The organism is Pseudomonas violetae, assembly GCF_023072615.1.
Taxonomy (GTDB): Bacteria; Pseudomonadota; Gammaproteobacteria; order Pseudomonadales; family Pseudomonadaceae; genus Aquipseudomonas; species Aquipseudomonas violetae.
Genome location: NZ_JAKNRW010000003.1, coordinates 346,813 through 369,443, shown reverse-complemented (window position 1 = coordinate 369,443; position 22,631 = coordinate 346,813). Strand labels below are relative to the sequence as shown.

Here is a 22,631-nt window from a genome sequence, read left to right as displayed (position 1 = left end):
ATTGCCCAGACTGGAACAATACTAATTAACCGTGATCGATGTTGCCCTCCCATTAAAGGGCAGAGCAACTACCGAGCAAACGACTTATTAAAGCGCCACCGCCGTCTTCGCATAAGACTCCCGATCAATATCCAGAATCTCCACACACAACTGCACGTCCACCCCCGCCGGCCATTCACATAAATCCTGCACCACTGCCAACAGGCTCTCCGACAGTTGCTTCTTGATCTGCGGTGATCTCCCGCTGAGCAGCGCCAGTTTCACATGCACAAACCCACGCTCGGCCATGGCGGTGCCGACCTTGAAGGTCTCGACCTTGATCGCGCGGCTTTTGATGTCGAATTCGGCAGCGAACTGGCCAGACCCCACCAAGGTATTGTTCAGCCGGATCAAGGCGACGTCGGCGTTCAGGCCTGGCAGGTTGGCGGTGTATTCCATGTGCAGGTGGGGCATGTCGAATGCTCTTTGAAGTGGCGGAAGGGTCGTACGTATAGCACAGAGTTTGCGGGCTCACGGCGCTGTGGGCATAAGATCGGTCGCGCTCATGAAGGTTTCCAGGCGTTTGCGCAGCCAGCGTTCGGCAGGGTCGGTGTCGACGTGACTGAGCCAGACCATGGACAGGTCAAGGGTCGGAGTCTTGAACGGGAATGGCTCTTTGAACAGCGCACCGGACGCAGCCATGGCTTCGGCGGTGTAGTCCGGCAGGCTGGCGATCAGGTCAGTGCCGGCGAGCAGCGCCGGCAACGAACTGTATTGCGGCACGGACAGCACGACCTGCCGGGTGCGGCCGATCTCTGCCAGCCATTCATCGGCGTAGCCACTGACATTGGCGGTGTGGGACACCAGCACGTGGGGACGTGCGCAGTATTCGTCGAGGGTTAGCGGAGTATCGGACGCATCAGCGCGCAGGATACTGGGCTGGATGTGCCGCAGCAGTTTGCGCTTGGCGTTAGCCGGCAGGCCGCGGGTCTGGCTGATGCCGACGGTGATGTCGCCGGAGGCCAGCAGGTCGGGGATGCGCCAGTAGTCGACATGCTGGACCACGAACACCACTTTCGGCGCTTCCTGGCGCAGGGCCCGCAACAGCGGCGGCAGCAGGCCGAATTCGACGTCATCCGACAGGCCGATACGAAAGGTCATGGTGCTGACGGCGGGATCAAAATCGTGGGTCAGGCTCAGGGCGATGGACAGCGAATCCAGGGCCGGCGAAAGATACTGGATCAACTCTTCGGCCCGCGCCGTGGGTTCCATGCGATGGCCGACCCGAATGAATAATGGGTCGTTGAACATCGTGCGCAGGCGGTTGAGCGCCGAGCTGATGGTCGGCTGGCCGAGAAACAGCTTCTCGGCCACCCGTGTGACGTTGCGTTCAAGCATCAATGTCTCGAACACCACCATCAGGTTGATGTCGGCCTTGCGTAGCTCATTGCGATTCATCCATTGCCCCCTGGTCCCCCTGGACTGCGGGCAGTGTAGAAAGACCGGGGGCCTGGCGTCCATCAGCATGAACGCCAGCGGGGTGACTTGCACTCACACGGGCAGCGGGTAAAGCGCCTCATCGAACTGGGCCAGGCGCGGAAATGTCAGCGGCTGCTCGTCGCCCAGGTGCTCCAGGCGCTGCTGGTAATCTCGCAAAAAGCCCTTGCGGGCCTCGTCGCTGATGTACGGCACGTGCCAGGCGACAAAGGGTTGCAGCACGTCGAAGCCGACGTAGGCCAGGGTGCCACGCAAGATGGGGCGCAGCATGTCTTCCAGCGGGCCGTGAATGGCGCCATCGCCGAACATGTGCTCGCGCCCGCCCAGGGTGACGGTGACCAGCGCCTTCTTGCCGCTCAGGCCGCCCTGGTCGTAGAAGCGCTTGCCGCCATAACAAATGCCGGAGACCAGCACCCGATCGATCCAGCCCTTGAGTATGGCTGGGGTGGAGAACCAGAAAATCGGGAAGTTGAGAATCAGCAGGTCAGCCCACAGCAGTTTGTCGAGTTCCTGCTGGATATCCGGCGCCAGGGACTGGCTCTTGACGCCCAGGCGTTGCTCCAGGGCATACACCAGGTACTCGGGATTCTCCCGCGAGGAAAAATCATCGGCGCTGGCCACCGGATTCCAGTTCATCGCGTACAGGTCGCTGACCTTGACCTCGTGCCCTTGGGCCTGAAGTGTCGCGACAGCCTGGTCACGCAGGGCTGCGGTGAAGGAGTTGGGTTCGGGATGGGCGTGAACGATCAATACTTTCATGAATATTCCTTAGAGGCTGGCAAGCTGGGGGATTCAAAACTGGATCGCCTTCACTTCGACGAATTCGTTGAGTCCTTCCTCCCCCCATTCACGGCCATTGCCTGACTGTTTGTAGCCACCGAACGGCGCCTGATAGTTGAACGCTGCACCATTGAGAAAACACTGACCGGCACGCAGCTGCCGCGCCAGACTCAGGGCCCGTTCCGGGGTGCCGGTCCAGACGCCGCTGGACAGGCCGAAAGGCGAGTCATTGGCGATCTGGATCGCCTGTGCTTCATCGGCGTACGGAATCAGGCACAGCACCGGGCCGAAGATTTCTTCCTGGGCAATGCGCATGCGATTGTCGACGTCGGCAAACAGCGTCGGACTGACGTAGAACCCACGCTCGAATTCTTGGGGCGCCTCGCCGCCGTGCACCAGCCGCGCCCCCTCCTTCCGGCCGACCTGAATGTAGTCGCGCACGGTACGCCGCTGGGCCGCAGAGCACATCGGTCCAAGGAAGCTTTGCGGGTCCAGGGGATCGCCGATGCGCAAACCTTGGGCCTCGGCGATGGCGATCTCCACGGCCTCGGCGTAACGACTCGCCGGCAGCAGCATGCGGGTCAGTGCGGTGCAGGTCTGACCGGAGTTGATCATCACGTCCTGTACGCCATAGCGCACTGCCGCGGCCAGGTCGGCATCCTCGGCGATCAGCAGCGGCGACTTACCGCCCAGCTCCAGGCAAACGCGCTTGACCGACGGTGCGGCCGCCTGCGCCACGCGCACGCCTGCGCCGGTGGAGCCAGTGAACGACACCATGTCCACGTCCGGATGCCTGGCCAGTGCTTCACCGACTTTCGCACCCGGCCCGCTGACCAAGTTGAACACCCCTGCGGGCAAGCCGATCGCCTCGATCATCTGCGCCAGTAAGAACGCATGCAGTGGTGTTTCCTGACTCGGCTTGACCACCACGGTGCACCCGGCGGCAAGCGCCGGCGCCAGCTTGCCGATCAACTGGTGCAACGGGTAGTTCCACGGATTGATGAACGCGCAAACGCCCACCGCCTCGCGCACCACCATTGAGTTGCCGACCTCGCGCACTTCGTCCATCAGGCCTGCCAGTTCGATGTATTGCTCCAGCCCCTCGATGGGTCCGTCGACCTGGACCGCGCGGCACCACTGCACCGGCATGCCCAGCTCGGCGGTGATCAACGCAGCCATCTCGTCTGCCCGCTCGCGCAGTTGCCCGGCGAGAGCACGGATATAGCCGGCGCGTACGCTTGAAGGGGTGCGCGACCATGCGCCGAAGGCACGCCGTGCAGCGGCTACCGCTTTGTCGACATCCCGTTCATCACCCAGCGGCACGGAACCGGCGGCGGTCTCGGTCGCCGGGTTGATCACCTCGGCGATGCCCTGCCCTGACGGGGCCTGCCAGCGACCATCGATAAACAACGTCTTGTAGTCATGCATAGTGTGGAGTCTCCATCAGTTCACTGGCACACCGGGCGATGCGTTGGCAGGCGTCGCGCAGGTGTTCAGCCCCCACCACCAGGCCCAGGCGGATATGTCCGGCGGCACTGGGGCCGAAGGCTTCACCGGCCAGTACCGAGACGCCATGCCGGTCCAGCAGACGGTCGGCGAATGCCTGGGCGCTGAGCCCGGTTTCGCGAATATCGACCATCACGAACATCCCGCCATCAGGCTTCAAGGCGCGCAGACCAGGGCAGTCCGCAAGGCTTGCGCACACCAGGTCACGGCGCTGACGATAGGCTTCGCGCATGGCCTGCAGTTCCGGCAAGTGGCTTTCCAGGGCGACGACAGCGGCGTCCTGTATGAACTCCGGGGAGCCGTACAACATGCACAGTGCGAGGTTTTCCAAGTGTACCGCCAAGGCCGGCGGCGCCACCGTCCAACCGACTCGCCAGCCGGTCATGGCGTGGGACTTGGACAGGCTGTTGAGGGTCGCGGTGCGTTCGGCCATGCCCGGTAAACTGGCCGGGCTGACGTGTTCACCGTCGAACAGCAATTCGCTGTAGACCTCATCGGAAATCAGCCACAGGTCATGCTCGATGCACAGGCCGGCCAGCGCCTGCCAAGTGGTGCGCGGCAGGCTGGCACCGGAAGGATTGTGCGGACTGTTCAGCGCCAGGGCACGAGTACGTGCAGTGATGCGCGCCGCAACGTCCTCGGGCAACACCCGGAAGCCATTCTCAGGCCGCACCGGTACCGGGATCACCACCGCACCGCAGGCCCCGAACACCGCTTCGTAGGTCACGTACATCGGCTCGGCGACAATCACTTCATCACCTGGGTTGAGCACACATTGGGCCACGCAAAACAGCGCGCACTGTGCCCCGGCGAGCACGGTAACCTGGTCGGCCGACACTACCTGGCCGCTGCGTTGCTGGTGACGCCTGGCAATGGCTTCACGCAGGGCTCGCTTGCCACGCACGTCGGCGTAGTGAGTGTTGCCATTGAGCAGGCTGTCGATGGCCGCCTGGACAATTGGCACTGGAGTGTCGAAATCCGGATCGCCCACGGACAGCAGCAGTATGTCTTCGCCCTGTTCCTGCAGCTCCAGCGCGCGGTAATGAATGTCCCAGGCGGCGGCGCCGTCACCGGCGATTCGTTGAGTCAGATCGGAAAAACGCATGGCCTGCTCCTTTTAAAAAACTCCGAATAATTAAAATCAATGCGCACAGGCATGCTTGAGTTCGATCAGGGTCACGCCATTACGCTTGAAGCCATGGCGCAGATCGGTCTGCAACTCGGCCAGGCTTTGCGGCTGGGTGACGGTGCAACCGAACGCGCGCCCCAGGGCGGCGAAATCCGGATTGCGCGGCAACACGCCGATCGGTTCGATATCCAGGCCCAGCATGTCGTCGCGGATCTGTCCCAAGGCATCGTTGTTCCACAGCAACACCACCAGCGGGCTGTCCAGCTCCTCGACAGCCGTCGCCAGTTCCTGCGCGGTGTAGAGGAAACCACCGTCGCCGACCAGCACCAGGCCCGGCCGATTGGGTGCGCCGAACTTGGCGCCGATGCCTGCCGGCAAGCCGTATCCCAACGTGCCGTAGCCGGTCGGGTGCAGCCAGCTGCGCGGGGCGCGGCTGTTGAAGGCGTAGTTGCCGGTGTAGGCCAACTGGGTCATGTCGGTGCTGATGAACGCGTTGTCCGGCAGCTCGGCGGCGATGCGCTCGAGAATCGCCTGATGAATCGACTGCAGCGGACCGTGGCTGTTTTTCAGTGCATCACGCAGTTTCGCGACGCTGGCGATTGCCCCGTTGGCATCGCGGTCGGTGGCGGGCAGGCGTTCCAGCAGGCCGGCGAGCGTCTGTTGCGAGTCGCCTTGCAGGGCCACAGCACAAGGGTAAAAATCGTTGAACTTGCGCGGGTCGATGTCCACCCGCAGCAGTTCGGCGTTCAAGGGCAAGCGCTCGCGCCAGAAATCGGTGTCAGCCATTTCGGTGCCGACCGCCAACACCACGTCGGCTTCGGCGATCAGGTTCCAACCGGGTTCAATGCACAGGCTTGAACCGGCGTTGAGCGGCGCGTCTGGTGGCAACAGGCCTTTGCCGGCGACGCTGGTGAACAGAGGCGCGGCCAGGCGGTTGCTGATGGTTTGCAGTTCCTGCGCCGCGTGCAGTGCGCCGCCTCCGGCAATGATCATCGGTCGCTTCGCGTTTTGCAGCTTGGCTACGGCTTCGTCCAGGGCGGTTGTCGAGGCTGGCCCGCGTCCCGGACGGCGCACTACGTCATTACTCCAGTCGCGGGTCACTGGCGCCGACAGCACATCCAGGGGCACCGAAATGTGCACAGGGCGCGGGCGTTCGCTGTCGAACACGGCGTAGGCACGGGCGATCAGTTCGGGCAAATCCTCGGCGCTTAACGCCACCGCCGAAAACGCCGTGATCGGCGCAGTCATGGCGCGTTGATCCTGGGTTTCATGCAGGCAGCCCCACCCCTTGCCGAGGCTGGCGGTGTGGTTGACGCTGGAGATCACCAGCATCGGAATCGAGTCGGCGTACGCCTGACCGATACCAGTCGCGGCGTTGGTCACGCCCGGCCCGGTAATAATGAAGCACACACCCGGTTTGCCGCTGACCCGGGCATAACCGTCGGCCATGAAACTGGCGCCCTGTTCATGGCGGGTCAGGACGTGGCGAATGCCGCTGCCCGGCAGGCCGCGATACAACTCCAGTGTGTGCACGCCGGGAATGCCGAACACGGTGTCGACGCCGTAGTTGGCCAACAGACGTACCAGGGCCTGGCCGCCAGTTAATGTCTTGGTTTGCATGTTCATATCCTCACTCGTGGCCAAGGCGAATCAACGCGTCGACCGCAGTCGTGCCGTGGGCACCGACCAACAATGGGTTCACATCGAGCTCCAGCAGGGCGTCGGCGTTTTCGCAGGCGTAGTCGGCCACCGCGCGGATCGCCGCCACCAGCGCATCCAGGTCCGCCGCTTCACGACCGCGAAAACCTTGCAGCAACGCGGCGCTGCGCAGGCTCAGCAAGGCGGCGCGAATGGCACCGTCCGTGGTCGGCAGAAGCAGGCTGCGACTGTCCTTGAGCAGCTCCACCAGAATGCCGCCAGCGCCGATGACCAAGGCCAGGCCGAAGTCGTTTTCGCGCTTGATGCCGACGATCAGTTCAGCCAGGGGCGGCGTGGCCATCGGCTCCAGCAGCACCTGATCGAATGGCACTTGCGGTGCATAGTCGGCAATGCTCTTGCGCATCTTTTCCAGGGCTGTATTCACTGCCGCGCGGTCTCGAAGATTCAACGCCACGGCACCGGCTTCGGTCTTGTGCGGCAGTTGTGCACTGAGCGCTTTGAGCACCAACGGATAGCCCAACGAGTCGGCGGCATCTGCCGCGTTTGGCGGCGAGCTCAATACTCCGTTGGGCGTCGGCAGGCCGAAAGCGCGCAACGCCTGTTTCGAATCCCACTCGTTAAGCAGACGACCTTCGCCCACCAACGCTTGAGGGCAAAGTGGTACCAGTGCTGACTCGCCAAGCGCCAGCAACGTTTGGCGATTGCGCTGATAGCCGGCAATGCGACCCCAGGCGGCCAGGCCATCCTCCACTCCTTGCAGTGCAGCGACGCCCTGGGCGTGCAGGCACTCGCGGGCGCTGGCCGGCAGCAGTTCGGGGAACGCCGAGGTGACAAAACCAGTCTTGCCGTGGCGCACCAGCGCCGCGCAATAAAGCTCCAGTAGCAGGTCACATTCCTTGCGCTCGCCGGTGGCTTCCGACGGGTAATCGAGCACCAGCATGGCCGCATCAGCTGGGGTGCGCAGGGCGCTGTCGAGCATGCGATTCAACGCCTCGCCATCGCCCCAGATCGCCGTGGTGAAGTCCAGCGGATTGACCAGGTTGGCGTAACTCGGCAGCACCTGTGCGAGTTCTTCACGCTGGGTTTCGTCGAGCTTGGGCAATGTCAGTTCGTTGCGTTCGGCGTAATCGGCAATCAGGCCGGCGTCACCACCGGAACAGGCCAGTGCGATCAGGCTATTGCCCGAGGGTAATTTTCCGCACGCAGCGGCCTTGAGCGTTTCGACAAAGCTCACCGGACCACTGACGCGGATCACGCCAAGGCGAGCGAAAAGGCTGTCGTACAGCGCATCGGAACCGGACAGCGAACTGGTGTGGCTCAGAGCAAGTTCAGCACCGATTTGCGACACACCGGTTTTCAAGGCGATGATCGGAATACCCTTCTCCAGCGCCTTGTGCGCGGCGCGGGCGAAACCCGGCACGTTCTTCAACCCCTCAAGGTGCAGGCCGATGGCAGTGACGCGCGGTTCGTCGAGCAACACGTCCATCAATTCGGCGACGCCCAACTGCGCCTGGTTTCCCACCGATGCCATATAGGCCACCGGTAGCGAGCGATCGCTCATGGACAGGTTGTAGGCGAAGTTGCCGCTCTGGGTCAGCACGGCGACGCCCTTCTCCACTGGCTTGCCACCATGAGCCACCGGCCACAAGGCCGAGCTGTGCAAGTAGTCGAGCAGACCGTAGCAATTGGGACCAAGCAAGGCCATCTGACCGGCAGCTTGGAGCAGCTGTTGCTGCAAGGCCTGACCCTCTGCGCCAGTCTCGGCGAACCCGGAGGCGTAGCAGATCACCCCTCCGGCATCCTGCGCTGCCAGCTCCGCCACGGCGGTCAGGGTCAGCTCACGATTGGTGGCGACGAACACCGCATCCGGGCCGCAGGGCAACTCGGCAATGCTGCGCACACAAGGCACACCTTCGAGGCTTTCATGTTGCGGATTCACCAGCCACATCTGCCCCTGGTAACCGCCTTCGGCACAGCGCTTGAGCGCACGGGCCATGCTGCGACCGCCGACAAATGCCAGGTGGCGCGGGGCGAGCAGGCGCTTGAGGTTGTCACGAATAGTTTGCGACATGGGAATTCTCCAGGGCGATCAGCGCAGCAGCGGCCGCAGCAGTTCACGGGAAATAATGTGCCGCTGGATTTCCGAGGTACCTTCCCAGATTCGCTCGATCCGTGCGTTGCGCCAGATGCGTTCCACCGGTCCTTCGTCCATCAGGCCCATGCCGCCGAATATCTGCACGGCCTCATCGGCTGTGCGTCCGAGCACTTCGCTGGCGAACAGTTTCGCCATGCCGGCCTCGCCATCGGTCATAGTGCCCTGGTCCATTTTCCAGGCGGCGTGCAAAGTCAACAGCTCAGCCGCGCGGATCTGCGTGGCCATGTCGGCAAGCTTGAACGAGACGCCCTGATAGGTGCCGATCGGCTGGCCGAACTGCTTGCGATCCGCCGCCCATTGCAGCGATAAATCGAGGGCGCGCTGGGCCTGACCAACGCAGTTGGCGGCGACCATGACCCGGCCAGCCGTCAGCCAGACGTTGGCCACTTCCCAACCCTTACCGACTTCGCCGAGCACTTTGTTGGCCGGCACCCGGCAGTCGTCGAAAAACATTTCGAAGGTGTGGTAACCGCGGTTGCTCACGCACTTGGGACCGCGGCGAATGGTCATGCCCGGGGTGTCGCGATCCACCAGGAACGAGGTCACGGCGTTACGCTTGCGACCGTTGTGTTCGTAGGTGTCGGTGACCGCGAAGACGATGGCGAAATCGGCGTGCCCGGCGTGACTGATGAAGTGCTTGCTGCCGTTCAGAACGAAGTCGTCACCGTCGCGCACGGCGCGGGTCTTGATCGCATTGGCATCGGAACCGGCACCGGGTTCGGTGAGCGCGAAGCAATCAATTTTCTCGCCTTGGATACAAGGCAACAGGTAGTCGCCGATCTGGCTGCCAGTGCAGGCCATGAGGATCTTCGACGGCCGGGCGACGAAAACGTGCAGCGCCCATGAAACCTTCGACAGCTCACGCTCGATCAGCGCCTGGGATAGGTAGTCGAGTCCGCCACCACCGACCTCTTCGGGCATGTTGAAGGCGTAAAAACCAGCGGCGATGGCTTTGCCGCGAATCTCTGCTGCAAGCTCCGGTGAGACTTCGTCCGCACGGTCGACCGCTTCCTCGTGGGGCAGCAGTTCCTTGGCGACAAAGCTGCGTACCGCGTCCACCAACATTTCTTGTTCTTGGGTCAGTTGGAAATTCATGGTGCTACCTGTTGTTCGTTCACGGGTTATGGGGCGGGGCGGGCTTATCTACCGACGAAGCCCGCCGGGCGTTTTTCCACAGAGGCGCGCAAGGCTTCTGCGCCGTCTTCGCTGCGACCACACAGCAGGCCGGCAGCCAACTCGGCTTGCAGTTGCTGCGGCAGATCGCGCTGGGCGCCTTCGCGCATGAGTTTCTTGGTTTGGGCGAACGCGAAGGTCGGGCCGTTGGCCAGGCGCGTGGCCAACTCAGCGGCGGCGTCGAGCAGTTGCTCATCGGCGCACACCTCGCCCACCAGGCCGGTGGCCAGGGCCCGGTCGGCGCCCCACAGCTCATCGAGGAACAGCAGACGCTTGGCTTGTTCGGTGCCGATCAACCTCGGCAGGTGCCAGCTGGCGCCCGCGTCCGGGGAGTACGCCATGCTGGTGTAGCCGGCCTTGAACCGTGCCGATTGCGCAGCGAGACGCAGGTCGCAGCACAGGGTCAGGTCCATGCCGGCGCCCACAGCGGTGCCATTGATGGCGGCGATGGTGGGCTTTTCCAGGCTATACAGACGGCTCATCAAAGCGTGGGCGGTTTCGGTCCAGCCGTAGGTTTCCAGATCACCACGGGCTTCGGCTTCGGCCCACTCCGCGAGGTCAGCCCCGGCGCAGAAGCTGCGGCCGCTGCCGGTCAGCACGACGACGCGAACGGCGGGGTCGGTGTTGAACTGGTCGAGCAGCGCGTGCAGGTTTTTTAGGGTTGGAATGTCGAGGGCGTTGCGCTGGGCCGTGCGGTTGAGGGTAATCCAGGCAACGCCTGCTTCGACCTGGCTGAGCAGTGAAGGTTGAGTAGTCATTGCGGGGCCTCGGATTATTTTGATTGGAATGAGGTGATACGAATTGAGGCTATACTAAACGAGTGTTCAGTAAGACAGCAATTGGGCAGCCTAACGAAGTAATTTCATCGCATCTTGTTGTTTTTTATGAATTTATTCTTTGTTTAGAGGGGTTTGAAGCTGGCTTTGTTACAATTTTGAACAACTGGGTACAGGGTGCCGTCTGGATAAACACGATCCACTGTAGGAGCGGAAAAAAACGCGACGGTCACCCGTCGCGTTTTTTGTCCACCTCAAACTATCAAGCAGAAGGCAAACTCGGCGCCAACACTCCCTGACGCTTGCGATAAGTCAGGAAGTAAGCGCTATAACACAACGCAATAAAACCACCGCCCCAATACAGCGAAGGACGTTGCGTCTCGTCCAGCGCCAGGAATACAAACAACGAACAGCACAACACAATGCACGTCAGTGGAATCAGCGGGAACCAGGGCGCCTTGTATTTCAGGTCGCTCAGTTTGCCTCCATCACGCAGGTAAGCCTTGCGGAATTTGTATTGCGCCAGGGCAATGACAATCCAGGTCACAGTGCCCGACATGCCGCTCACCGCCATCAGCACCATGAACAAAGTATCGGCCGCGACGAAGCTGGTCATCAGCGACACCAGTGCAAAGCACAGGGTGATACTCAGCGCCCGCAACGGTACCCCGCGCTTACTCAATGGCGAGAGGCTTTTCGGGGCCATGCCAGTCTTGGACATAGCCCACAAAATACGTGTCGAGGCATACAGGCCGGAGTTGCCAACCGACAGGATCGCAGTCAGGATCACGAAGTTCATCAGGTCGGCAGCGTAGGGAATACCGACCATATCGAACACCTGCACGAACGGACTCTCCATCAGCCCGGCCTGCTGCCAAGGAACGATGGCCGAGAGCACCACGATCGCCAGCACGTAGAAAATCAACACGCGAAACACCACGTTGCGCACCGCACGGGGAATGCTCTTCTCCGGCTGATCAGTTTCGCCCGCTGCCACGCCCATGATTTCACAGCCCTGGAACGCGTAGACCACGGTCATCATCACCGCAAACACAGCCGACAAGCCATTGGGGAACAGCGAGTCGCCGATCAGGTTGGTCATCATCGGCGCCGGCTCGCCACTGGTCAGCGGAATCGCACCGAAGATCACCAGCACGCCGACCACGATGAACCCCAGAATCGCCGCGACCTTGATCCCGGAAAACCAGTATTCCGCCTCGCCAAACGCGCGGGTCGCCAAGGCGTTCAGGCCGAACAGTACCGCGACGAACAAGGCTGACCAGTACCAGATCGGCACTGTCGGGAACCAGCGCTCCATCAACATACCCGCTGCGGTGAACTCCAGCCCCACGGTGGTGGCCCAGCTCATCCAATAGACCCAGCCGATCATGAACCCGGTGGCCGGCCCGATGAATTTAGTGGCGTGAGTCTGAAACGAGCCGGACACCGGCATTTGCACGGACAGTTCGCCCAGGCAAACCATCACCAGGTACATCAGAAACCCGGCGACCAGGTAAGCCAGAATCGCCCCTACCGGACCACCCTGGTTGATGGTTACGCCGGAGCCCATGAACAGTCCGGTGCCGATTACGCCTCCCAGGGACAACATGAAGATGTGGCGGCTTTTCAGGGCACGGGTCAGTTGGATGCCTTGGCGGTCGATTGATTCGCTCATGTCGGCACCTCAGTAGTCGGCGCGGTGCGCGGCGGCTGACAGGACGTCATGGCGCGAGGAAGGGTCAGCTTTGCGGCGGTTCATTATTATTATCTCCAATAAGCTTCGAAGACCGCGCTGCGGCGGTTGCGTCGATTATTGGAAAGGCATGTAAGTTCGAGTTGAACCTGAGGATCAAAGATGTAAAAAGTCGTAACAAACTTGTACGTCAGGCCTGCAGCAGCTCGGCCAGCGTCTGGCGCGAACAGCGCAGTTGCTCGTGCACCTGCGACGCCATCGCGCGCAACGCAGCTTCGTCGTGGATCATCGCGGCTTCCTCCAGCGCTCGCAGGACGTTAGCCAGGGCGCGAAAGCCCAAGGAGTCGCTGCTGCCGGCCAGACGATGGGCCAGGTGCGCGACCTCGGTGCAATCATCGGCAGCGATGGCCTCGGCCAGTGCCTGGCTGTGCTGTTCGAGCGAGTCGCGCAACACCTTCAACAAGCCCTGGAGTTTCTGTTCACCGAGCAAAGTACGGTGAGTCTCCAGCAGCGGCCAATCCATGGCCGCGTCATCGAGTGGCGAAGTGCGTACGGGGGCCTGGTCAGCCAGCGCCTGGCGCAGAGTGTCGAGTTTCAGGGGCTTGCCAAGGATACCGTCCATGCCGGCATCCAGGTAACCGCGAACCAGGGCCGGCTGCACACTGGCGGTCAGGGCGAAGAGACGGCTGTGGCGATTCGGCCCCGGAGTGCCGCGCAGTTGTTTGCACAGTTCGACTCCGCTGATGCCGGGCAGGTGCACGTCGAGCAGGATCAAATCGAAGGCTTGCGCGGCACATTCAATCAGCGCCTGCTCGGCGTCTTCGGCCAACCACACTTGGTGCCCGTCGCGCAGCAGCAGTCCCTCGACCACCTCGCGGTTCAGCGCCACGTCCTCGACCACCAGAATGCGCAAAGCCTGCCCTGCCACACTGTTCGCAGCGACCGCTGCCACGCCGGTCGCCGGTGCCAGCACCAGCTCGAACCAGAAACAACTGCCGCGCCCGACTTCACTGTCCACGCCGATGCGCCCACCCAACTGCTCCACCAGATGCTTGCTGATCGCCAGCCCCAAGCCGGTGCCGCCGAAGCGCTGCGCCACCTCTTCGCTGGCCTGGGTGAAGCGCTCAAAAATCTTCTGCTGCATCGCCGGCGCAATGCCGATGCCATTGTCGGTGACGCTGACGCGCAGCCGCTGCCCAGGGACGCCAGGCAACAGCGCAACCTCAACCTTGACCCGCCCGCCCTCGGAGAATTTGATCGCGTTGGCCAGCAGATTGCTCAGCACCTGGCGCAGGAATTGTTCGGCGCCATGATGCCGCTCCGAGACCAGCGGATCGACGTGACACTGCAGGATCGTATCGTTGATCAGTGCGCGGGGCTCAAGCAGTGTCAACACCTCATCAAGCAATTGCCGCAGGGAGAAATCCACCATTTCCGGATGACTCACGCCCTCTTCCAGACGGGCGAAATACAGCACTTCATTGAGGATCGACAGCAACCCTTCCCCGGCTTTGTACAGCGCATCCAGACGCTTGCCGCCGAGCTCGTCCAGCGGTGCATCACGCAGCAATTGCGCCATGCCGAGGATGCCGTTGAGCGGTGTGCGCAACTCGTGGCTCATGGTGGCAAGGAAACGCGATTTGGCGAGGTTTGCCGCCTCCGCTTCATCCTTGGCGCGCATCAGGCTGGCGGTGCGGCGCTCGACCATGCGCAGCAGTTCGTCACGGTTATCCTGCAACGCCAGGCGATCGCTTTCGCGGCGGTCGATGTCACTGAGAATGGCCCGGCGCATGTCGTCCAGTGCATGGGCCACGGTATCGATTTCGTCCTCGTCTTCGTGCGGACGGCGTCGTTTATCCAGGCGCAACGGCTCGTGGGAATCGCCCGCCGCGATGCGCCGGGCAAACTCGGCCATGACTTGCAGGTGGCGTGTGACCAAACGATAAAACAACCCCGACAGCACCACCGCCAAACCGCAAAGGAACACACTCATCCATAGCAGGCTGGTCAGCCCGGTCGTGAACAGGCGCTCGTGCACCGCCCCCAGGTCAGTGGTGACTTCCAGCTGACCCAGGTGCCGCAACACGCCAGACGGTGGCTGGTAGTCCAGGGCAAAACGCTCGATGCGCAACGGTCCGACCGGCTCGGCAGTGCCTTGCAGCAGATCGAAATCGGGGCTGATCAGGCGCACTCGCGCCACGTCGGAAAAGTCCACCAGGCCGCGCAACTGCACGTTGAGCTGATCCTGGTTCAGGTCCCACAGGCTGCGCTCCAGGCTCGCCAGGTAGCCTGCGCGAATCAGCTCCATGCGCGAGTCGATGTCGCGCATCTCGCGTCGATACTCAAAGTACAGCTGCACGCTGCTCGCCAGCACCGTAAAACACAGGCTGAAGAACAGGATAAACAGCAGCAGGCGCCGCAACAGGCCCCCAGGTCGAGCCCGGATCATGGTCGATCCGCCGGCTGGGCGAGCATGTCGCGGTAGGTGACTTCACTCTCGTGGAGCAGGCGCTCGACCTCGCCCGAATCGACCATGTGCTGCAACTGCGCATCGATATCCGCCATGCGCCTGGCCAGGGGCGAACGCCGCGACACGGCCGCTCGCAGGTAATCCACACCAAAGGATTCGGCCAGCGCTACGATGTCCTGGGTGCCCGGCAGGGTATCGACGCGCATTTGCCCGGTGCGCCGCTCGGAGACGACAAAGTCGATGCGCCCGCGGATCAGCTTGCCAAAGTTCTGCTGGCTATCAGAGACCCGTTCGATGTTCTGGTGCTGGTCGACAAAGCGGTCGAACGTCTCGCCGTAGCTTTCCCCGAACAGGAAACCACCGCGGTAGTGCGCCAGGTCTTCCAGGTGATCGATTTTTACCGGGTGCCGGCGATTGATGAACACCGCGACCTCCTCGCGCAAGACCGGCACCGTCGAAAAAACCAGGTCCTGCTCACGCTCTGCGGTGCGGTAAGCCAGCACTACGTCTACCAGCCCCTCCACGGCGTCGAGCACGCAGCGATTCCAGTTATCCAACTCGACTATCTCGACCTCATAACCCAATTGCCCGAACAGCTTTTTCACCACGCTGGGCGCAAGGCCCCGCACCTGCTTGCCATCGCTCCAGGAGATCGGCGGGTAGACCGGGTAGTCGCAATAGCGAATTTTTTGCGCAGCAGTCACCCCGGTGGATGCCAGCATCAACAACAACCAGAACCCGCGCCACACGCTGCTCAGGCCGCCACACTGGCGGTAAACAGATACCCAGCACCATGGATGGTGATGATCAGCTCCGGCTCGGCCGGGTCGTCATGTAACTTGCGTCGCAAGCGTCCCACCAGCACATCAATGGAGCGATCGCTTGGCACCCATTCGCGGTTGCGGATCTGGTCCATCAACTGATCCCGGCTCAAGGTATGCCCGCTGTTACGCAGGAACACACTGAGCAACTGGTATTCGCCATGGGTCAGCAGGGTTTCACTGCCGCTGTGGTCAATCAGCCGTCGGCGGTCAGTGTCCAAGGCCCAGGCAGCGAATTGCTTGACCGGGCGGGCGACGGGGGCGACTGGCTGTGGCGTGTGTGCGTGACGAACCCGGCGAATCAGGTTCTTCGCCCGGGACACCAGTTCCCGCGGATTGAGGGGCTTGATCACATAGTCATCGGCACCGCACTCCAGGCCAACGATGCGATCGATCTCATCGTTGCGCCCAGTGATCAGGATGATCCCGACCTCCGAACGGACCCGCAACTCCCGGGTCAGGGTCAGGCCATCCTTGCCCGGCAGGCGGATATCGAGCATCACCAGGTCGACGCTCTGGGTCGCCAGGAAGGTTTCGGCCAGCTCTGCCGTGGCGGCGCAATGCACTTCGTAACCGTCCTGGGACAGGTAGGCCTGCAGCAGTTCGCGAATCAGCGGATCGTCATCGACGATCAATACCCGAGGAGTCATCGCTAGGTGTCCCGCGTATGCCCGAAGGCGTGTTTCTTATTAGAGTTTTGTTGACCACTGACGGCAGAGAGTAGCCACTACTGAACGATCGATCAACAGCCCGTCGTCTGCACAGTGAAGCGCTGCCGACCGCCGGCCTGCAAACCGTCGACCCAGGCTTCGCAGATCTGCATACCCTGCTCCGGGGTGAAGGTACCCGGGTTGAGGCCCGATTCCAGCCACAAGCCATCGAGCAAGGCGCTGAGGCTGATAGCGGCCAGGTCGGAGTCGAAATGTTGCCAGCCCTCTTCCTCCGCCAACTCGTTGAGCACCTTGCGCAGGATGGCGCGGTACTCGCCGTAGGACTGTTCGTGGGCGAGGTTGATCGCCTCTGCCGTCTTGACCGCGCCCCAGAACGCCAGCCAGGCATCGAGCAGTTGCGGATCGAGCAACTCGGCGGAAAACGAGCCGCGAAAAAAAGCCGACAAGCGTTCACGTGCATTAGGCGCCGCCTGTTCCATGGCTGCACGCAACAGCGACATGACGCGGCCAGTCACCGCCAGATAGGCTTCGGCGACCAACTCGTCCTTGCCGGAGTAGTGGTGGCTGATCAGCCCGACCGACACACCGGCCTCAGCGGAAATCTTGCGGATCGAGGCACCCTGGAAGCCATGGCGCTGCAGGCACACGAGCGTGGCCTCGATGAGATTGGTTTTGCGCAGTTCCGGCGCCATTCTGGAGAATCGGACTTCCTGAGTCATTGCACGACCTTCCTGGAGGCGAGGGTTAAGCCCTGTACGAGCGATTAAAGAGCTGAACGACTGTACAGCAACTACCCTCGCCGACTCCAGATGTCGCGCGGCTTCTACCGGCGCCATAGTCAGGGGCAAGTAAATAAATGTGTTGATTTTTTACTGATGGTAAATTCTTATGGATAAATAATAAAGCCAAAAACGGCTTCAGCCTGCTTGGAGTAGCCCCACCATGAGCACCTCGCACCACGCTTTCGCGCACCTGTTCGAACCCTTGCAGCTACGCGGCAAACGCCTGAAAAACCGTATCATGTCCAGCGGCCACGACACCTCGATGCCCACCGACAATCTGGTCAACGATCAATTGATCGCCTATCACCAGGCGCGTGCGGCAGGTGGTGCCGGGTTAATCGTGTTGCAGGTAGCGGGCGTGCACGACAGTGCGCGTTACACCTCTCACGTATTGATGGCCACCGACGACGCCTGCATCGAGGGCTATCGCAAGCTCGCACAAACCTGCCATGCACACGGCACGGTGGTGCTGTCGCAGATTTTCCATCCGGGGCGGGAAATCATGGAGTCCAGCGACGGGCTGTTGGCGGTCGCCTATTCAGCTTCGGCGGTGCCCAACGAGCGGTTTCGGGTGATGCCTCGGGCGCTGGATCAAGGCATGATCGACGAGATTGTCGCCGGTTACGCGGCAGCGGCCCAGCGCCTGTTTCAAGCCGGGATCGATGGCGTGGAGGTGGTCGCCAGTCACGGTTATCTGCCCGCGCAGTTCATCAATCCGCGAGTCAACCGCCGAACTGATGGCTATAACGGCGAGCTCGAGGAGCGCCTGCGTTTCCTGCGGGAAATCATCGCGGCCGTGCGGGCGAGCACCGATGACAACTTCATCATCGGCCTGCGCATTTCCGCTGACGAGCGCGACCCGCAAGGACTCACCGAGGGCGAATCGCTGCTCGCCGTGCAGGCATTGCAAGCCAGCCTGGATTACGTGCACATCGTGGCCGGTACTTCTGCATCCCTGGGCGGTGCCGTGCACATCGTGCCGCCCATGGCGATCGAAGCGGCCTACCTGGCCAAGGAAGCTGGAACCTTCAAGGCCGGGCTGTCGATCCCGCTGTTCGTCACCGGGCGTATCAACCAGCCCCAGGAAGCCGAGCTGATACTGGCACGTGGTCAAGCCGATGTCTGCGGCATGACCCGCGCGCTGATCTGCGATCCGCAAATGCCCAACAAGACCGACACCGGCCACGTCGAAGACGTGCGCGCCTGCATCGCCTGCAACCAGGCGTGCATCGGCCACTTCCACAAAGGCTTGCCGATCTCTTGCATCCAGCACCCGGAAACCGGACGCGAGCTGATCTTCAGTCATCGCCAACCCGCCGGCCAACGCAAGCGCATCATGATCGCCGGCGGCGGCCCAGCCGGCATGAAAGCCGCTGCGGTAGCCGCCCAGCGCGGGCACGAGGTCACCCTCTATGAAGCCGCCGCGCAACTCGGCGGCCAGGTGCTGCTGGCGCAGTTGTTACCGCGACGCAGCGAATTCGGTGGGGCCAGCACCAACCTGCAACGGGAAATGGAACTGGCGGGTGTGCGGGTGGTGCGCAACACCCGGGTCGATCGCGCCCTGGTGGAGCGCGAGCGCCCCGACCTGGTGATCGTCGCCACAGGGGCAGAACCCTATTGGCCAACCTTCGAGCGCGGCGGCGAACTGCAGGTGGTGGATGCCTGGCAAGTGCTGCGCGAGGAAGTGCAGATCGGTCGTTCGGTGGTCGTGGTCGACTGGCGCTGCGACTGGATCGGCCCCGGCATTGCCGAGCGCCTGGTGCGCGCCGGGCATCAGGTGCACCTGGCAGTCAACGGCACCCATTGCGGGGAAACCCTGCCGCTGTACGTGCGCGACCAACTGGCCGGCGAACTGCACAAACTGGGCATCCCCATCACCCCCTACGCCCGCCTCTACGGCTGCGATGACAACACCGTCTACCTGCAACACACCGCCAGCGGTGAACCGATGCTGCTGGAAAATATCGACACGCTGGTGCTGTGCCAGGGCCATCAACCGGTCGACACCCTGGGCGCAGAACTGCAAGGCCTGGTGGAGTTTCGCCGGATCGGCGACTGCCTCGCGCCGCGCACTGCCGAAGAGGCCATCTACGAAGGCTTGAAAGTCGCCTGGGCGCTTTGAGCCTGTTTATACTCCGGGGTTTTCACCCAAACCCCGGCCTGGAGCACGCATGAGCAACGGCAGTAAAGACAGCGCCGCAGCAGAGCCGCACTTCCTCGGCACCCGAATCCGCGGCCTGCGCAAACGCCGAGGCATGACCCTGGCCGAACTGGCAAGCATGAGCGAGCTCACCGCCGGCTACATCAGCCAGCTCGAACGCAACCTCGCCTACCCTTCCATCCCCGCCCTCTTCAACATCGCCCGCAGCCTGGGCGTGACCATCCAGTGGTTCTTCGCCAGCGAGGCCAACACCGCCCCGGAAGACCAGGGTGTGGTGGTGCGCAAAAACACGCGGATGAGCGTGCATTACGAAGATGGAATCGTCGACCAACTGCTGACCCCGCAGCCGAATCGGCAATTGGAGATGCTGCACTCACGGTTTCCGCCTGGTACTTATAGCCAGCAGAGTTATAGCCATGAGGGGGAAGAAGCCGGGTATTTGCTGTCGGGGAGTTTTGAGCTGTGGGTTGGGGAGCGGTATTTCCAGCTGAGTGAGGGGGATAGTTTCAGTTTTTCGAGTCAGGAGCCACATCGGTATGGCAATCCTGGGGAGGTGGATGCGGTGGTGATTTGGGTGATTACGCCGCCTACGTTTTGATGGGATGTTTGAGATGAAGAGGCCTCGGAGTTTGATTAGCTTTGGGGCTTTTTTAATGGAGGCCGGGGAATTTTTCCTACAGTCACTTCCTGATTTTTTCGAGCTACTGGCGGACGGTAATTTAACGCTTAAGATCTGCGAGAACCCTACGAGATCTTAATGATTCAATTTGAAATAACTATAACAACAAGGACGAAAGTAAATGGCATTCGACGCGTACCTCAAGATAGAGGGGATTCCCGGTGAAGCTCTGGATGAGCAGCACAAGGACTGGATAGAAACGACAGGTTACAGCTTTGGCACCCATCAGAGCACTTCGGCCACCGCAAGCTCTGCAGGAGGAGCTTCCTCAGGTCGAACGACTGTCACCGATTTAACCATTACCAAGCTTCTGGACAAATCCAGCTGCAAGCTGATTGAAGCCAGCTGTGCAGGCGAGCACCTGAAAGAAGTAGTTTTGTCCTTACACAGGGCGGGCGGAGACAAATTAAAATATTTTGAGATCACACTAGAAGAAGTGATTATTTCAAATTACTCGCAAGTTGCGAATGATGGCGTGCCAACCGAAACGATCAGCTTGAACTATGGGCGTATCAAAACAACTTATACTCAGCAAAAACGGGCCGATGGCGCCGGCGGAGGTAACGTCGCGGGTGGCTGGGACCGAATCAACAACAAAAAATATTCCTGAGGCTTATATTTATGTCTGAGGTATACAGCTTCATTAATCCAAGAGTACAGCCCTATTCGTATTTGAAATCGAATCTACAGCTTGGTAAAAATACACGCGTAAAGTTCGACATTTTGAACGCGCACATCGTTAACACCGTGGTATTGCCGGGTGAGCTTGTGATTGTCGGGGATAACTCGACCCCCTCTTGTACGGCTGAAGAAGCCTTTTATATGCGTAAAGCTTCTGACGTCCATATCGCGTTGATGACGAACGGAATGCAAAGCGATGGCTTTCTGGTCGAGAATCATGAGTTTTTAACAAAAATGCTCGGCTATACCGCACTCGGCATAGGTTCAGTGGGTGATGCCTGGAGCAAACACCTTGAGGGCATCAAGAGCACTCTGCTCGATATTGAAGCAGCGCATAACGAACACTTGAGGAGTGGCACTAGCCAGAGCAGAGATGCCTTTTACTCAAAGCGCAAAATGCTGTTCAACAAGCTTGAAAGCCAATTGAAAAGCTTTGCTGGCCATGGTTCAGGCATGCGCAATCAAGGTCCAATCAAGAACGTGCTTGGGATCTCGACCAAGAGTTTTTTACATAAGGGGATCATCACTGGTTACGCAGACACCATCAACGGTGTGGCTAAGGCTTCGAGCCTGATAAGAAGAGGCACCTACTTGGGGGTTGGGTTAAACGTCGCAGCGGCTGGGACCTCCATCTACACAGCGTGCTCCAGCGGTCGGGAACAAGAGTGCCGAAAGGCCAAATACACGGAGGGTGGTAAATTGGCGGTCGGCATAGCTGGCGGAATATTTGGTGGCTCAATCGGAGCTACAGTTGCTATTACTGCATGCGCGGTTGCTTTTAGTCCAGTCACGGCTGGGGGTAGCGTTTTCGCCTGCACGTTGGTCGGAGGAGGTTTAGGAGGATGGGCAGGAGGCGAATACGGTTCCCGGGCTGGGGAGTCTATCGGTGATGTTATATATGAGTACTCCCCATGAGCAGCTTAACGTTGGTTATCGCTGCGATATTTATAATGGTTGTACAAATATCGTCAGTAATCTGGCTCATCGTCTCCGCCCACAGACTAACTGAACTTGCAGAAAGTCACTTAAAGAAAAGCACATTTGTAGAGAACAATCTAAAAGCTCTTGGAAGCTTTGGAGTATTTGGCAAAATCCCTAGAAACGGTTCGATTGTTCTGATGTTTCTAGCACCTGATTTCTTTGAGAGACGCGGAATGATAGATGCACATGAGCTGTCGATGATGCCGACCGGCTTGAGAACCAAGCTTATGATGCCGTGGATCGTCAGCACGATATTTTCCTTCGCTTTTTTTTCGTTCCCTTATTGGTAAACATTTGCGTAAAGCACACCACCTTCCCCAACATATTTCTCGACACCTAGAACCCAATGCAAGTATGAAACCGAAAACATCGCATGACTAATTATGACAATCAACACATTATTGAAGACCGCAAACTGACCTACACAACTTTCCGTCATATCCACAGACACTGGATGCGAAGCCCTGTGTAAAAAATTGGAGTGCGTCGAGAGAAGTAAATTGTTGGCGGCTTGGCTGGTGGAGCCAAGAGGAGAACGGCAGTCGGAACTGCAGCAGTAATTGGTTACACTGCCGTCTTCGGCATCCTCACGGGAGGCGCAGGAGCGATTGCATGTGCGGATGTAACTCCACTTCATCAAGCTTTGTAGCGATCATGTTTCTTTACCCTCAGCACCGCTACGAGTGGCGCGCCCAATGCACCATGTAGTGCTCAGGTTATTCGGCATAGGCCAAGTGGAAATACCCTCATCGACCGTCGATTGGTGCTCAGTCACCCTCCGGGACTTGCCCGTGACTTAAATGTCCTCGGCTGTTTTTGGTCGCACCGTGCTGATTAATCTGCACGATGCTCCCATCCACCATCAAGTGCTCCAGATCTGCATCGGCAGCGAGTGCTTACATCATCTGCACCCAAATGCCATTGCCGGCCCAGCAACTTTAGTGCACTTGGACTCTATGCCTTGACCGTAGGTTTACGGGAAACCAAGCCATGGCGAGACCGTACGAGCAAGCCAGAGTAACGCTTCGACGAAGTGAC

Annotated in this window: 19 protein-coding genes; 5 read left to right on the top strand and 14 right to left on the bottom strand. The window is 60.5% G+C overall.

All coding sequences use genetic code 11. The features are described 5' to 3' along the window. Window positions 1-87: 87 nt before the first annotated feature. From L9059_RS06135 to L9059_RS06070, 14 genes are all read right to left on the bottom strand, one after another. A complete protein-coding gene (locus tag L9059_RS06135; RefSeq protein ID WP_247289278.1) occupies window positions 88-453 on the bottom strand; it encodes a 5-carboxymethyl-2-hydroxymuconate Delta-isomerase in 366 nt (121 codons plus the stop codon). 57 nt (window positions 454-510) lie between these two features. Beyond that, on the bottom strand, window positions 511-1,437 hold the full coding sequence (locus L9059_RS06130; RefSeq protein WP_247289276.1) for a LysR substrate-binding domain-containing protein: 927 nt from the start codon (window positions 1,435-1,437) through the stop codon (window positions 511-513). A gap of 93 nt (window positions 1,438-1,530) precedes the next feature. Continuing rightward, window positions 1,531-2,235, bottom strand: a complete 705-nt coding sequence (locus L9059_RS06125; RefSeq protein ID WP_247289274.1) for an NAD(P)H-dependent oxidoreductase — start codon at window positions 2,233-2,235, stop codon at window positions 1,531-1,533. A gap of 33 nt (window positions 2,236-2,268) precedes the next feature. After that, the gene (locus L9059_RS06120; protein ID WP_247289272.1) at window positions 2,269-3,684 is read right to left on the bottom strand and encodes an aldehyde dehydrogenase family protein; all 1,416 of its coding nucleotides are present in this window, start codon (window positions 3,682-3,684) and stop codon (window positions 2,269-2,271) included. Continuing rightward, complete coding sequence (locus L9059_RS06115) at window positions 3,677-4,867, bottom strand: pyridoxal phosphate-dependent aminotransferase (RefSeq protein WP_247289270.1); 1,191 nt, start codon at window positions 4,865-4,867, stop codon at window positions 3,677-3,679. The genes L9059_RS06120 and L9059_RS06115 overlap by 8 nt, the downstream gene beginning before the upstream one ends. 36 nt (window positions 4,868-4,903) lie before the next feature. Beyond that, window positions 4,904-6,511 carry a 5-guanidino-2-oxopentanoate decarboxylase gene (locus L9059_RS06110; protein WP_247289268.1) on the bottom strand — a complete coding sequence of 536 codons (1,608 nt, stop codon included), beginning with the start codon at window positions 6,509-6,511 and terminating at the stop codon, window positions 4,904-4,906. A 10-nt stretch (window positions 6,512-6,521) separates the two neighbouring features. Then, on the bottom strand, window positions 6,522-8,621 hold the full coding sequence (locus L9059_RS06105; RefSeq protein ID WP_247289266.1) for an acetate--CoA ligase family protein: 2,100 nt from the start codon (window positions 8,619-8,621) through the stop codon (window positions 6,522-6,524). An 18-nt stretch (window positions 8,622-8,639) separates the two neighbouring features. After that, a complete protein-coding gene (locus L9059_RS06100; protein WP_247289264.1) occupies window positions 8,640-9,800 on the bottom strand; it encodes an acyl-CoA dehydrogenase family protein in 1,161 nt (386 codons plus the stop codon). A gap of 44 nt (window positions 9,801-9,844) precedes the next feature. After that, a complete protein-coding gene (locus L9059_RS06095; RefSeq protein WP_247289262.1) occupies window positions 9,845-10,636 on the bottom strand; it encodes an enoyl-CoA hydratase/isomerase family protein in 792 nt (263 codons plus the stop codon). A 280-nt stretch (window positions 10,637-10,916) separates the two neighbouring features. Then, window positions 10,917-12,329: an amino acid permease gene (locus L9059_RS06090; RefSeq protein WP_247289260.1), complete on the bottom strand. Its 1,413-nt coding sequence runs from the start codon at window positions 12,327-12,329 to the stop codon at window positions 10,917-10,919. A 208-nt stretch (window positions 12,330-12,537) separates the two neighbouring features. Next, window positions 12,538-14,796: an ATP-binding protein gene (locus L9059_RS06085; RefSeq protein WP_247289258.1), complete on the bottom strand. Its 2,259-nt coding sequence runs from the start codon at window positions 14,794-14,796 to the stop codon at window positions 12,538-12,540. Beyond that, window positions 14,793-15,539: a substrate-binding periplasmic protein gene (locus L9059_RS06080; protein WP_247289256.1), complete on the bottom strand. Its 747-nt coding sequence runs from the start codon at window positions 15,537-15,539 to the stop codon at window positions 14,793-14,795. Before L9059_RS06080 ends, L9059_RS06085 begins: the two co-directional genes overlap by 4 nt. Window positions 15,540-15,571: 32 nt before the next feature. Continuing rightward, on the bottom strand, window positions 15,572-16,288 hold the full coding sequence (locus L9059_RS06075; protein ID WP_247289253.1) for a response regulator: 717 nt from the start codon (window positions 16,286-16,288) through the stop codon (window positions 15,572-15,574). 92 nt (window positions 16,289-16,380) lie between these two features. After that, window positions 16,381-17,028 carry a TetR family transcriptional regulator C-terminal domain-containing protein gene (locus tag L9059_RS06070; RefSeq protein WP_247289251.1) on the bottom strand — a complete coding sequence of 216 codons (648 nt, stop codon included), beginning with the start codon at window positions 17,026-17,028 and terminating at the stop codon, window positions 16,381-16,383. A gap of 223 nt (window positions 17,029-17,251) precedes the next feature. On the opposite strand from L9059_RS06070, the gene L9059_RS06065 reads away from it, so the two are divergent. From L9059_RS06065 to L9059_RS06045, 5 genes are all read left to right on the top strand, one after another. Continuing rightward, complete coding sequence (locus tag L9059_RS06065) at window positions 17,252-19,213, top strand: oxidoreductase (protein ID WP_247289249.1); 1,962 nt, start codon at window positions 17,252-17,254, stop codon at window positions 19,211-19,213. 49 nt (window positions 19,214-19,262) lie between these two features. Continuing rightward, a complete protein-coding gene (locus L9059_RS06060; protein WP_247289246.1) occupies window positions 19,263-19,850 on the top strand; it encodes a cupin domain-containing protein in 588 nt (195 codons plus the stop codon). A 202-nt stretch (window positions 19,851-20,052) separates the two neighbouring features. After that, window positions 20,053-20,541 (top strand): Hcp family type VI secretion system effector, encoded by a 489-nt coding sequence (locus L9059_RS06055; protein WP_247289244.1) that lies wholly within the window; start codon window positions 20,053-20,055, stop codon window positions 20,539-20,541. 11 nt (window positions 20,542-20,552) lie between these two features. Continuing rightward, the gene (locus tag L9059_RS06050; protein WP_247289242.1) at window positions 20,553-21,527 is read left to right on the top strand and encodes a hypothetical protein; all 975 of its coding nucleotides are present in this window, start codon (window positions 20,553-20,555) and stop codon (window positions 21,525-21,527) included. Continuing rightward, window positions 21,524-21,883, top strand: a complete 360-nt coding sequence (locus tag L9059_RS06045; protein ID WP_247289240.1) for a hypothetical protein — start codon at window positions 21,524-21,526, stop codon at window positions 21,881-21,883. Before L9059_RS06050 ends, L9059_RS06045 begins: the two co-directional genes overlap by 4 nt. Window positions 21,884-22,631: the final 748 nt, after the last annotated feature.

Bases quoted from the DNA above. Each gene is read 5' to 3' on its own strand.
- L9059_RS06135 (WP_247289278.1), bottom strand. From the start codon at position 453: ATGCCCCACCTGCACATGGAATACACCGCCAACCTGCCAGGCCTGAAC.
- L9059_RS06130 (WP_247289276.1), bottom strand. From the start codon at position 1,437: ATGAATCGCAATGAGCTACGCAAGGCCGACATCAACCTGATGGTGGTG.
- L9059_RS06125 (WP_247289274.1), bottom strand. From the start codon at position 2,235: ATGAAAGTATTGATCGTTCACGCCCATCCCGAACCCAACTCCTTCACC.
- L9059_RS06120 (WP_247289272.1), bottom strand. From the start codon at position 3,684: ATGCATGACTACAAGACGTTGTTTATCGATGGTCGCTGGCAGGCCCCG.
- L9059_RS06115 (WP_247289270.1), bottom strand. From the start codon at position 4,867: ATGCGTTTTTCCGATCTGACTCAACGAATCGCCGGTGACGGCGCCGCC.
- L9059_RS06110 (WP_247289268.1), bottom strand. From the start codon at position 6,511: ATGCAAACCAAGACATTAACTGGCGGCCAGGCCCTGGTACGTCTGTTG.
- L9059_RS06105 (WP_247289266.1), bottom strand. From the start codon at position 8,621: ATGTCGCAAACTATTCGTGACAACCTCAAGCGCCTGCTCGCCCCGCGC.
- L9059_RS06100 (WP_247289264.1), bottom strand. From the start codon at position 9,800: ATGAATTTCCAACTGACCCAAGAACAAGAAATGTTGGTGGACGCGGTA.
- L9059_RS06095 (WP_247289262.1), bottom strand. From the start codon at position 10,636: ATGACTACTCAACCTTCACTGCTCAGCCAGGTCGAAGCAGGCGTTGCC.
- L9059_RS06090 (WP_247289260.1), bottom strand. From the start codon at position 12,329: ATGAGCGAATCAATCGACCGCCAAGGCATCCAACTGACCCGTGCCCTG.
- L9059_RS06085 (WP_247289258.1), bottom strand. From the start codon at position 14,796: ATGATCCGGGCTCGACCTGGGGGCCTGTTGCGGCGCCTGCTGCTGTTT.
- L9059_RS06080 (WP_247289256.1), bottom strand. From the start codon at position 15,539: ATGCTGGCATCCACCGGGGTGACTGCTGCGCAAAAAATTCGCTATTGC.
- L9059_RS06075 (WP_247289253.1), bottom strand. From the start codon at position 16,288: ATGACTCCTCGGGTATTGATCGTCGATGACGATCCGCTGATTCGCGAA.
- L9059_RS06070 (WP_247289251.1), bottom strand. From the start codon at position 17,028: ATGACTCAGGAAGTCCGATTCTCCAGAATGGCGCCGGAACTGCGCAAA.
- L9059_RS06065 (WP_247289249.1), top strand. From the start codon at position 17,252: ATGAGCACCTCGCACCACGCTTTCGCGCACCTGTTCGAACCCTTGCAG.
- L9059_RS06060 (WP_247289246.1), top strand. From the start codon at position 19,263: ATGAGCAACGGCAGTAAAGACAGCGCCGCAGCAGAGCCGCACTTCCTC.
- L9059_RS06055 (WP_247289244.1), top strand. From the start codon at position 20,053: ATGGCATTCGACGCGTACCTCAAGATAGAGGGGATTCCCGGTGAAGCT.
- L9059_RS06050 (WP_247289242.1), top strand. From the start codon at position 20,553: ATGTCTGAGGTATACAGCTTCATTAATCCAAGAGTACAGCCCTATTCG.
- L9059_RS06045 (WP_247289240.1), top strand. From the start codon at position 21,524: ATGAGCAGCTTAACGTTGGTTATCGCTGCGATATTTATAATGGTTGTA.